Source organism: Desulfurellaceae bacterium (genome assembly GCA_021296095.1).
Taxonomy (GTDB): Bacteria; Desulfobacterota; Binatia; order Bin18; family Bin18; genus JAAXHF01.
The window spans coordinates 33,193-44,758 of the sequence record JAGWBB010000032.1; the positions used below are offsets into that span (position 1 = coordinate 33,193).

General features: G+C 65.3%; 11 protein-coding genes. 6 read left to right on the plus strand and 5 right to left on the minus strand.

All coding sequences use genetic code 11. The features are described 5' to 3' along the window. A complete protein-coding gene (locus J4F42_09740) occupies window positions 1–354 on the minus strand; it encodes a hypothetical protein (protein MCE2485780.1) in 354 nt (117 codons plus the stop codon). A 75-nt stretch (window positions 355–429) separates the two neighbouring features. Here J4F42_09740 and J4F42_09745 point away from each other — a divergent pair, with 75 nt between their 5' ends. Continuing rightward, window positions 430–879 (plus strand): hypothetical protein, encoded by a 450-nt coding sequence (locus J4F42_09745; protein ID MCE2485781.1) that lies wholly within the window; start codon window positions 430–432, stop codon window positions 877–879. 63 nt (window positions 880–942) lie between these two features. Here J4F42_09745 and J4F42_09750 read toward each other — a convergent pair whose 3' ends face one another. From J4F42_09750 to J4F42_09765, 4 genes are read right to left on the minus strand one after another with little or no spacing between them, the layout of a single operon-like run. Then, window positions 943–1,221, minus strand: coding sequence for a hypothetical protein (locus J4F42_09750; GenBank protein ID MCE2485782.1), 279 nt, complete (start codon window positions 1,219–1,221; stop codon window positions 943–945). Then, on the minus strand, window positions 1,218–1,730 hold the full coding sequence (locus tag J4F42_09755) for a 6-carboxytetrahydropterin synthase (protein ID MCE2485783.1): 513 nt from the start codon (window positions 1,728–1,730) through the stop codon (window positions 1,218–1,220). The genes J4F42_09750 and J4F42_09755 overlap by 4 nt, the downstream gene beginning before the upstream one ends. A 17-nt stretch (window positions 1,731–1,747) precedes the next feature. Then, window positions 1,748–2,629, minus strand: coding sequence for a hypothetical protein (locus tag J4F42_09760; GenBank protein ID MCE2485784.1), 882 nt, complete (start codon window positions 2,627–2,629; stop codon window positions 1,748–1,750). A gap of 47 nt (window positions 2,630–2,676) precedes the next feature. Beyond that, a complete protein-coding gene (locus J4F42_09765; GenBank protein MCE2485785.1) occupies window positions 2,677–3,645 on the minus strand; it encodes an MBL fold metallo-hydrolase in 969 nt (322 codons plus the stop codon). Between the two features lie 278 nt (window positions 3,646–3,923). On the opposite strand from J4F42_09765, the gene J4F42_09770 reads away from it, so the two are divergent. From J4F42_09770 to J4F42_09790, 5 genes are all read left to right on the plus strand, one after another. After that, on the plus strand, window positions 3,924–5,348 hold the full coding sequence (locus J4F42_09770) for a hypothetical protein (protein MCE2485786.1): 1,425 nt from the start codon (window positions 3,924–3,926) through the stop codon (window positions 5,346–5,348). Beyond that, on the plus strand, window positions 5,345–6,427 hold the full coding sequence (locus J4F42_09775) for a MoxR family ATPase (protein ID MCE2485787.1): 1,083 nt from the start codon (window positions 5,345–5,347) through the stop codon (window positions 6,425–6,427). The genes J4F42_09770 and J4F42_09775 overlap by 4 nt, the downstream gene beginning before the upstream one ends. Window positions 6,428–6,439: 12 nt before the next feature. Next, window positions 6,440–7,348 (plus strand): DUF58 domain-containing protein, encoded by a 909-nt coding sequence (locus tag J4F42_09780; GenBank protein MCE2485788.1) that lies wholly within the window; start codon window positions 6,440–6,442, stop codon window positions 7,346–7,348. Between the two features lie 12 nt (window positions 7,349–7,360). Beyond that, complete coding sequence (locus J4F42_09785) at window positions 7,361–9,232, plus strand: BatA and WFA domain-containing protein (protein MCE2485789.1); 1,872 nt, start codon at window positions 7,361–7,363, stop codon at window positions 9,230–9,232. Continuing rightward, window positions 9,229–11,566, plus strand: a 2,338-nt coding sequence (locus J4F42_09790; GenBank protein MCE2485790.1) for a VWA domain-containing protein, incomplete at its 3' end; no start/stop codon positions are given. The genes J4F42_09785 and J4F42_09790, both read left to right, overlap by 4 nt.

An 11,566-nucleotide genomic window follows, 5' to 3' on the forward strand; every position in this document is an offset into this window, starting at 1 on the left:
TTATTTCCGAACTGTGGTGCCCGACTTGTTACGCATCAGGTCGGACACCCGCTGCGCCTCGCCATCGTGTCCACTGAGCAGGGCCTGACGAAACTGCTCGGTCAGCATCCGCATCATCATCGCCTCCTGCGGTCCCAACCCGTCAGCCAACTGGGACAAGCGATCCATGGCCGCCGCAATGTGGGACACGGCGCGTGGCACGTCGCCGTCGGCCCGCAGGGCAATCGCCTGGTGCAGCGAGCGCTGGACCGACTCCAGGCCCCCCTTGGCCTGGGGCCCCAGCACCAGCTCAAGTTCGGGCAGGCGGTTCAGCAGGGTCTCCAGGGCTTCCGGATAGGTGTGCTTGTGTTCCATATGTGCTAGACAGTCTGCTGTTTGCGTACGCAAGTCAAGGTCAGCGGGTCCGGTCCAGCCCGAGGGAGCACCACTATGCGATACATATGCCTGTGGCTCGGCAGCCTGTTCCTCCTCACCAGCTGTACGGTTCAGCAACAGCGCGACGTACTCGGAGCGATTGGCACGGTCATCCCGGGCAGCTCGACCTCGCGCCTGCCGTCGTTCTCCTCTTCCGCTTCCTCAGACAGTCCAGAGCCAAGCGCGGCCCGTCCACCGAGTCCGACCCCACCACCACCCTCGGTCGCGGTGGCTCCACCACCCAGCCCGCCTATGCCGCCGGTCGCAAAAACCGAGGCCGCCTGGGTCTTGCAAACCCTCCAGCGGGCCATGACCGCCGCGCCCGCCCCGTTCCAGGACTGCCTGGCCGACAGCCCGTGTCAGAAGGCGCTGAGCGCCCATCTACGCCAACTGCAAGATCGGGCCAAGGCCACCCTGGAGCTGCCGGCGGTGTACGATCAGTACAATTTGCAGCGCAACCCGTAGGGGCAGGCCCCCGTGCCTGCCCGGCTCCACGGTCCGTGCCCGCCCAGTCCCGCGCCATGACCCCTACCCGCCGCTGTGCTTGTGGAGATAGGCGCGCACGGTCTGCCGCTCGTGTCCCTGGAGCGGCGGTCGGCCCAGCCGGCGCAGCTCAGCATCCATTCGGGTCAACATAGAGTCCCACATGTGAGCCGTCAGCAACCCCGGGTGATACACGCGGTGACAGCCCGAACAGCGCCGGACATAGACCTGGGCGGCCGCGGATCCCGCCTCGGGCAGTTCGGGACCACAGCCCAGCCCGGCCGACAGCACCAGACCCAGCCCAGCCCACCGGACCCGGCTCATCCGGTCTTCTCAGCCGCCGGGTCAGCGCCGAAGGCTTCGCGGCACACCGCCAGCTGGCCGGGGATGTCCTCTATGCTGACCTCAATGGTTTCGATGCTGTTGCGCTCGCTACGCAGCCGCTGCCGCAACCGCCCGACCAGGTGCTGGGCGAGTTCTTCTGAAGACGAGTGGACAATCGGCAACAGACACACGTCCTGGCGCGGCAACACAAAACAACTGCCGTCCTCGCAGCCCACCTCGACCTGCCCGTCACGCTCGGCAATGTCCAGGCAGTCGCTGCGCTCGGGCAGCAGGGTCCGAAAATGGAGCCGGGCGCATTCTTCCTCGGCAATTTTCTTGAGGACCAGAAAATCGACCACATAGCCGTCCGGCCCGACCGGTCCGCTGACCGTGACCTGGGCCTGATAGGTATGACCGTGCAGCGGCTCCCGGAAGCCCGGAAAGGCGATAAAGTGGGCGGCCGTGAAACGCAACTGGTCTTTTCCGATAGCGACTGAAAAGAAAGACATCGTGCCATCTCCACACGTCAGGCAGGCGGGCTGAGATTGCCCGCCACAAAGTCGTATAAACCGCTTCGTCTGAGCAACGTCTCGGGCTCGCCAAAAGCGCGGCCATACTGCTCGGCCGACAGACCGACGGTCTCCCTGAAACGGCTCAGCTCGACCGTGATTTCCGGCCGCAAGCGCTCGCACAGAGCCGTGATCAGGCGCGCGTCATCTCCGGGCCGGGGCAGCAGGTCGTCAATCCTGAGTCCGTGCACACCGCCCAGCAGGCACGACACCATATAGCTCAGCTGCTCGTCGTTGGGTTTGCGCTGCCAGGTCTGTCCGGCGGACATCAGCCCCCGCACACCGGTTTGCTGGCGGACCGAGATGACCGCCTCGGAGCCCGTAGCGTCAAAACCCGGCGCCACAAAGATCAGGGCGGTCTCGTCTCCGTCAATCCGCACCGGATGCGGAATATAGTGGGGCGAGGTATAGCCCGTCAGCTCAAACAGCCGCCGCCGATAGCCGACCACATCGTGCCCGGCCTCGGTCTGCACCCGCCACAGGAAATCGGCCAGCCCCAGGTCCTGCCGCTGACCGAGACGGGCCAGCTGCCGGGCTGCATCGGGCTGATAGCCCTCCCGTTTCATCAGCCGGTAGCCGTCGTCAAGGGACACGCTCAGGGCCAGGGTCTCGGTCCCGTCGGCCTGGTCGGTGTGGGGTGAAACCCGCCGGCCCTGCAAGGGCAGCCGCGCCAGCTCGACATCGGTGGCAAACCGGTTGCCGTACATCGACAGCTTGGCAAACCCCCGCCGACAGTCGGCCAGCGCCACAATGCCGGCCCGGCGAACAGCAAACGTCCCCGAGAAGGCTAAACCTCGCCCGCTCATCAGCGAGCCGTGGCCAAGAATCGTGACCTCCATCGTCCATCACCAGCCGTCAGGACGGCGTCCCGCCCGCGTATCGGTCGTCATTCCTCAAACACGTGGAGCTGCATATCGGCCGTTGCCCGCTCCTCAACCGTCCGCCAGTCATGGTCGGGCAACACCGTCAGTTCGGGTGCGAGCTGGCTCCACTTCTTCACCCGCCAGATCTTATCCCACCAGGCGCTCCGATCAAAGGCCAGCCCGGGCAGACGGGTATACACATACTGCTGCCTGGTCCAGGCCAGGTTGCCGCATAACAGTACCGGTCCCGAGGGAAGCCGGACGAGTACTGCCAGACCGCCCGCAGTCATGCCGCTGGCGTCGAGCACCACCAGGCTGCCGTCGCCGAACACGTCCTGGGCCGCAGCCAGCAGGCCGAGCGGTTCGGCCTGGCCAAAATCTATGAACCGCCACCGGGTGACCTGGTCATACTCTTTGGGCAGGTACGCCCCCAGCCCGGTCTGCCCCAGCGCGGCGGCGTGTTCAGCGCGGCTCACCACCGCCACCGCCTCGGAAAAATGCTCCAACTCTCCAGCATGGTCGGGTCGCAGGTCGGGCAGAATGACGTGCGTCGGCCCGTCGGCCGACAGCCGGGCGTCTTCGAGCTGGGCGACAATGTCCTGGCCGCTGTCCAACCGGGCTCGTCCGATGACGGACAGCGGTATTTCCAGGTAGGTCTGGGGACCATCGGCCGAGGAGTCGGCCAGCGCCCGGTTGAGCCCGGCGCCAACCAGGACCAGCCCCTGGTCGGGGTGCTGGATGGCAAACACCAGCACGTCGAGCTGTGTCCGGCCAAAGACGCTGCCGCCCTCATACACCAGCCGGCTCGGCAGGGTCAGCCAGCCGGTCTGAAAAACGTGCAGCCGCAGACCTGGGGTGCCGCGATACGTCTCGGGCCAGTTGTGCAGCTCGGGCACGATATATGGCGGCCGCAGGGGTTCGTGGCAGGCACCCGCCAGCACCGCCAGCAGGCCGACCAGGCTGAGGACCGATAAGCGGACATGGGCGGTCATGGATGTGTGTATAGACGATGAGCCGCGGCACAGCCAAGAGCCGCCCGTGCCGAGGGGCGGCCGGCAGCAGTTTTCCCGAGTTGACCTGTGTCATGCTCTCGACTATTGTTGGGAGCGCTTTGCGTGAGATGCTAGTACGGCCAGGAACATCAAGCACTTAGGGCGAGTAGAACCCTGAGTCAGGCCCAACACGAGCCGAACGGCGGTCCGTATACAGCTCGCAGAAGCGGGAACTGGAACGTGGACATGCTTGCGCACCAGAAAGGGAGCAGTCAGCAATGGTAGGTGTCCCGGGAACACAGGAGCGGCTGGCCCTGGCAGACATAGAAGACCGGCTGCGACGGCTGCGGGGACGGCTGAATCGCTACACCTTCCAGCACCGCGTGTATATTTTCGGCACGGCCCTGGCCCTGGTCAGCTGCGTTCTGATCGTGTGCGCCTATAAGCTCGAGCTGGCCTCCCCTCTTTTTGCCTGGGTCAGCTGGCCGCTCGGCCTCGGTCTGCTCGTCCTGCTGTTTGTCAGCCTGCGGCGCGGCGTGCGGGAGTGGGCGGATGTGGTCCGGGCCGCCCGCCGGGCCGATCAGCGCGCCGGCCTGCAAGAGCGCGTCTCGACCCTGGCCGCCCAGCTCCAGGATGGCGTGGTCGGCACAGCCCCGCCCTCGCGCCTGTGGCCGCACCTGCTGGCCGATAACACCGCCCGGCTGGCCGACTGGGACCTCCCCAAGGTCGCTCCGCGCCGGATTCCGTGGACCAGCCTGCCCTTTTTGGCCGCGCTCGGCCTGTTGAGCCTGACCAGCCTGATTCCATCCCTCTCCTCCCAGCAGCAGGACGACCCGTTCAGCCTGGTCAATATGCAGCAGCTGGCCCAAAACCTGCCTGAACGGATGGAAAAGCTGATTGACGAACAAATGTCGCTCATCCCTCCGGCCTCGGAAAACTGGGGCGAGAGCAGCATGTTCCCCCAGAACGAGACGCCGGCGGCCGAGGGCCAGGACCAGCCCATGGCCATGGACGGCGACACGACTAACCCGGCCCTGCAAACCCTGGCCTCACTGTCCGACGAACTCCAGCAGTCGATCCGTGATACCCTGCACGGCTTGTCGATTCCGCCCACCCCAGACCCGTCAGCCCAGCCCGAGGCGCCCACCGCCCCACCCCTGCCCGATCATTTGGATCTCGACGCCCTGCAAGCTGCCATCACACCCAAGGACCAGGCCGATTATTCGATCCAGGGCACGGACAGACCGCAGGGCGGACGCACACGGGAGGCGACCGACGCCGCCGGCCCGGCCGGCATGCCGACCCAGGGCAGCGGCCTGCAACAGCTCAGCCAAGCTCGCCTGGGCCGCAAAAACGCCCGCGGCAGCTTTCAACCCCAGACCCCGCAGATGCCGGGCAGCGGCGGCAGTGCGGGCGGAGCGGGGATGGGAGCCGGCAGCGGCACCGACCCGAACCTGTTCGGCAACCGGGCCAGTCTGGGCGACAGCCCGCAGACCTTCCAGCTGTCGCTGGACAGCACCTATGAACTCACCCGGGGCGGGGACGGCGAGCCGGTCAAGTACGAGGGCGAGCTGCCGCCCAGCAAATCGCGCCGCCGGTTGAGTCAGGAGCAGTCTTTGGACGACGCCATCCGCAAGGCCAAGATCCCGCCCGAATACGAGGCTATTGTCAAACGTCTGTTTTCCCGAGGAGGGTCGAGATGAGCGAAATGCCGAGCGAAATGCCGAGCCAAACCACGACCGACGTTCCTGCGGCCAGCCTCGTCGCCGAGTTCCAGGAAACGTTTCGCCGCATCCAGTCAGAAGTGGCTCGGGTCGTGATCGGCCACGACGAGTTGATCGAGAACATCCTGATCGCCTTTTTTGCCGGCGGCCACGTGCTGATCGAGGGCGTGCCGGGAACGGGCAAGACGCTGATCGTCCGCTCGCTGGCCGAAGCGCTGAACCTCAGCTTCAGCCGGATTCAGTTTACGGTTGACCTCATGCCGGCCGATGTCACCGGCACACGTATGATCATGGACGGCGAGGACGGCCGGCGCGATTTCAGCTTCGTGCCGGGGCCGATCTTCTCGCACGTGCTGCTAGCCGACGAGATCAACCGCTCCACCCCCAAAACCCAGGCCGCCCTGCTCGAAGCCATGGCCGAACTGCAGGTGACGGTGGCCGGCACCACCCACCGCCTGGCGCCGCCCTTTTTTGTCCTGGCCACTCTCAACCCGATCGAGATGGAGGGCACCTACCCGCTGCCGGAAGCCCAGTTGGATCGCTTCTTCTTCAAGGTCCGCCTGCGCTATCCGACCCATCAGGAGGTCCGGCGCATCATCAGCACGACCACGACGACCGAACTGCTCAAGATCCAGCCCGTCTTTGAACAGGCCCCGGCCCCGGGAAAAATCATGGCCCTGCGTCATCTGGTGCGCGAGGTCATCGTCGCCCCGCACATAGAGGAGTATATCGCGGCCCTGATTCATGCCACGATTCCGGCCGAGGCAAGCTATATGAGCCCGGAGGACAAGGCCAGTGTGACGCTGGCTAAAGACGACGAGATCAACCGCTACGTGTCTTTTGGCTCAAGCCCGCGCGGCGGCCAGACCCTGATGCTGGGGGCCAAAGTCGTGGCCCTGCTCGACGGCCGGGCCAACGTCAGCTACGACGACGTGAACCGGGTGGCCGGGCCGACCCTCAACCATCGCCTGGTGCTCAATTTTGCGGCCGAGGCGGACAATGTCGATCCCAACAGCCTGATTGAGCGCATCCTCACCAGCGCGCGTCAACTCCAATAGGGCGATCCGACCGTGGCCAGCCTTGATTCCGCCTTTTTCAAGACCCTGAACCGGTTTCATATTCGCGTCCGCACGGCGCGCGGCCACCGTCCGGGTGAAACCCCGATTCCGCGCACCAGCCAGGCCTCGGGCATCGAGTTTGAATCCTTCAAGGAGTACTCGCCCGGCGACGATTTCCGGTATCTGGACTGGAACGCCGTGGGTCGGCTCGGTCAGCTCATGGTTCGGACCTTCACCGCCGAACGCGAGATTCCGTTCCACCTCTTCCTCGACACCAGCGCCTCAATGGGCGTGCCGACCGTGGACGACAAGTTCAGCTTTGCCCTGGATGTCATGTCGGCCCTTAGCTATGTCGTGCTGGCCAACAACAACACCCTGCGGCTGATTGCCCTGTCCGCCCCCGACACCCGAACGCCGGCCTTTCGGGCGACTCCGTTTCTGCGCCACCGCAGCCGATTTTTTCGGCTCCGGCCGTTTCTTGACAGCCTGTCGGCGAGCGGCAAGACCACGCTGCAAGAATCGGTCCGGGCCTATATCGGACAAACCCTGGAGCCCGGGGTGGCGATCATCATCTCGGACTTCATGACCCCGGCCGAACAGTACACAGAGTCGCTGGCCTTTCTCAAAACGCGCGGCTATGAGGTCAAGGCGGTCCACGTCCTGGGCGCCGCCGAGCTGGACCCCAGGCGTCTCTTCCGCCGCGGCAAGCTGCACGACGTTGAGGACGGCGCCGAGCGCTGGATCACTCTCAGCGAGGCCAACCTGGGCCGCTATCAGGAGCTGTTGCAGGCCCACCTCGACGCCGTGCGTGACTTCTGTCACCAACACCAGATTCTGTACAGCCGGGTCTCGACCCGTCAGACGGTCAGCCAGGTGGTCAGCCACGAACTAACCCGAACCGGGCTGCTGGCCCTGCGTTAGGACACGCGTGTCATGGGCATTCTGAATCCCGCCGCCCTGCCGCTCTTTGCCCTGCTGGGCATTCTGATCCTGGTCTACCTGCGGGAGCGCTGGCGGAAACGGGTTGAGGTGTCCAGCCTGATGTTCTGGAACGAAATCAGGGAGGACAGCGTCCGCGTCCGGCGGTTCATGCCGAGTCTGCTGTTCCTGCTGCAAGCCCTGCTGCTGAGCCTGCTGCTGAGCGGGCTGCTGCACCCCTACCGCCCCCATACGGTCACCGAGGTTCAGGGCAGCCGCCACATTCTGGTCTTTGACGTGTCGGCCAGCATGCAGGTCCGTGAGGGCACCACCCAGCGCTTCAGCCTGGCCCGCGACCAGGCCGTCCAGGTCGTGCGATCCCTCGGACCGCTCGACGAGGTGATGCTGATCAGCGTGGCGGCCCGCCCCCGGGTGGTCAGCGGCTTTACCACCGACCACCGCGTCTTTCTGCACCTGCTCGAATCGCTGCGGCCCGAGGACAGCCCAACCAACCTCGACCTCGAGCGCGACCGGGCCGGACAGCGGGCCAGCGTCCACGTTTTCACCGACGTGCCCCAGACCCAGCTCAGCCTGGCCCATGATCAGCTGGCGCAGCTGGTCTATCACCGGGTTGGTCGCAACGACGACAATATCGCCCTGGCCGCCCTCAACCTGCACCAGAACCCGTTCCAGCACTACTCGCAGGCGCGCGCCTATATTCTGGTCCGCAACTACGCCGCGCGTACCAAGCGGGGCATCCTGACGGTCCGCCTGAACGAGCGCCAGATCTTCCGCCGGGCGTTCAGCCTGCCGGCCCGCGAGAGCGCCTCCTTTTCGATCGGCAACTTCAGCGAGGCCGGCCAGCTGGTCGCCCGGATCAGTCCCGACGACGGGCTGTCGGTCGACAACCAGGCCCTGGCCTGGGTGGCTCAGGGCCATGAGCGCCGCCTCGTCCTGGTCTCGGCCAGCACCAGCCTGCACAGCGAGCTGCAACGGGTCAGCCGTTCGATTCCCAACCTCAGCCTGACTGCGGTCAGTCCGGACGACTTTTCCACGCTCAGCCTTGAGCCCCAGGACATCGTCCTGTTCCACCAGTTCGTCCCCGACACGGCGGTCGCCGCCAACAGTTTGTACATCTTCCCGCCCCTGGACAATCCGCTCTTTCCGGTCGTGGCCGAAGCGAAAGATCTCAGCATTCTGGACTGGCGTGAGAGCCACGAGATTCTGCATAACCTGCAGTATGTTGACGCCCTGCCGCTCAAGAAGGCCCGGGTGCTGGCCCTGCCCTCGTGGGCCCAAGTCCTGATTTCGTCACGCACAGCCGGCGGCGAGGTACCGCTGGCACTGACCGGCGAAAAGGACGGCCACCGGGTGGTGTGCCTGGCCTTTGACCTGGGCCGGGGCAACCTGACCGACTCCGACAATCTGAGCCTGCTGCTGCTGTTTCTGAACGCGGTGCGCTGGCTGCTGCCGCCAGACCCCGACGTACCGGCCCTGACCACGCCCGGCGAAACCTTCTTTGTGCCAACCTCGGTTGCGCTTGAGACGCTCGAGCTGACCCTGCCCAGCGGCGAAACGCGCTCACTCGAAGCCGCAGCGGTGGATGTTCCACACGTGGGCGCCTATCGGCTGCAAAACGGCGACTACCGGACCATGTGGTACGCGAATTTGTTTGATGAACTCGAGTCGGACATCGGACGCCGGCCTCAGGCCGAGCCCGCTCCAGAGACGACGCCGGTCGTTCTGGACACCTCCCAGGCTCCCCACCAGGTCAGCCGCACCGTGCCGGTCGAGTTTGGCCAGCTGTTGTACTACGGCGCCGCAGGCCTGCTGTTTCTGGAATGGCTGTACGCGCTGTGGCGGTATACCCGAGCGAGGGCGGAATGAGCTACGACATTTTCGGACGCAGCTATGTTTTTCTTGAGCCGGACTGGTTCTGGCTGCTGGCCCTGGTCCCGCTGTTGTGGCTGCCGCTGGTGTGGCAGCGCGGACGGGGGGTGTTGTTCAGCGCCGTCGTGCTGCGCAGCCTGGCCGCAGTCGCCCTGGTCGCCGCCCTGGCCGGCCTCAACCTGCAAACCACCCTGTCGGAGCATAAGCTGGCCCTGGTTGCGGCGCTGGATACCTCGGACAGCATCTCGCGTGAGGGCCGCCAGTGGATGAACGACTATCTGGCCCAGCTGCGCGGCCATCTGAGCGCCGAAGAGGAGTTTTCCGCCCTGTCGTTTGCCACCGATACCAGCCTGCTTGTCCCGCCCGGCCCGCCGACTTCGGTCAGCGTGGCGGTTGATCCGGACGAGGCTCACACCGGCGGCGGAACCAATATCGCCGAAGCCCTGGAGCGGGTGTTTGCCCTCTACCCCGAACAGGCCCAGAAGCGCCTGCTGCTCATGACTGACGGCAACGAGACGAGCGGCTCGGCGCGCCAGCATCTGGCCCTGGCGCGGCAGATGGGCATCAGTATTTTTCCGGTCATTCCACCCTCGGGCCAACAGCCCGAGATCTCCCTGGAGAAATTCGTCATCCCGCCCCTGGTGCGGGAGGGCAGCGTCTTTACCCTGCGTCTGGTGGTCCGCAACGGGAATGAGCAGGCGGTCGAGGGCCGGGTGACCATCCACGCTAACCGGGATCGGCTGACCAACCAGTCGGTTCAACTCGGGCCCGGTCTGTCGGTTTTCGAGGTGCCGGCCCAGATCATGCAGCCCGGCAACTATCTGCTGCGGGCCGAAATCAGGGCCGAGCCGGATACCGTGGCCGGTAATAACCGCCAACACGCCACCCTGGCCGTCTCGGGCAAGGTCCGCTCGCTGGTCATTACCGACAACCCGCGCACCCACCTGGCCCGTGCGCTTCAGCTCAAGGAAGTCGATATCGAGTTTCGCAGTCCCGAGGGGATCCCGACCAGGCTGTCGGATCTGCTCGATTATCACTGTCTAGTGTTTGACGATATCGGCCGGGGCGGCATCACCGACCGCCAGATGCGGGTCATCGAGCGCTATGTACGCGATTTTGGCGGCGGCTTTCTGATGGCCGGGGGCACCCGGTCTTTCGGCGATCTGGCCTTTCGAGAGACGCCGGTCGAGCGGGTCTTACCCATCACCTTTCAGGAGCAACCCCCGCCCGCGCCCAAAACGCTCAAAAAGAAACGTATCCCGATCGCCCTGTTTCTGATCATCGACCGCTCCAACAGCATGGGCTACAACAGCAAGGTCCGGGGGCTGCACGACGGCCAGAAAATGCACTACGCCCAGCAGGCGGCCCTGGCCGTGCTAGGCCAGCTCAGGGACACCGACATGGCCGGGGCGGTCGCCTTTGACTCGGAAGCCTATGTGCTGTCTGCGCTGAGACCCCTGTCCCAGAACCGGGACGAGTTGCGCGATAAAATAGAACGTCTGCAGTACGGCGGCGGCACCGATTTTTTCAGGGCCCTGGAAACCGCGGCCGACCAGCTGGGACAGACCCGTCGGGCCATCCGCCACATCATCCTGCTGACCGACGGCGACACCAACCGCAGCCCGGCCGACCACTACCCCCTGGTCCATTTGGTTAGCCAGCGCCAGATTTCGATTACCACGATCCGGATCGGGGCCGACACCGTCAACCTGCGGCTGCTGTCCTACATGTCCGAAAAAACCAAGGGCCGGTTTTACCACGTCTCTGACGCGGCACGGCTGCCCCAGCTGCTGGTCAAAGACACCCGGCAGACCCTGGGTGAGGACGACGAGGAAGACGAGGACGAGGAGGATCAGGAGCCCAAACAGATCCAGCCCCTGGTCGGGGTGCGCGGCCAGATCCTGAGCGGCCTGCACGACTTCCCCGACCTCGACGAATACATGTTGACCAACCCCAAGAAGGGCGCCAAAGTCCAGCTGTACACCGACGCCAAGGAGGAACGCGACCCGATTCTGGCCACCTGGCAGTACGGGCTGGGCAAGGTCGTGGCCGTGACCTTCGATCCCAGCGGTAGCGGGTCGGGCAACTGGATCCGCTGGCCGGGTTTCGGCAAGTTCTGGTCGCAGGCCGTGCGCTGGTCAATGCGCGACGAGACGGCCTGGGAATACCGGATCAGCATGCCCCAGCGGCGCAACCGGACCGTGCTGCGGGTGGAGTCGTACGACAGCGACCAGGACGGCATTTTGCAGGCCCGCCTGCCCCGCGGCGCAACGAGCGACCTGATCACCCTGATGCCGGTCGCCCCACGGGTGTACGAGGCGGTCATGGCCC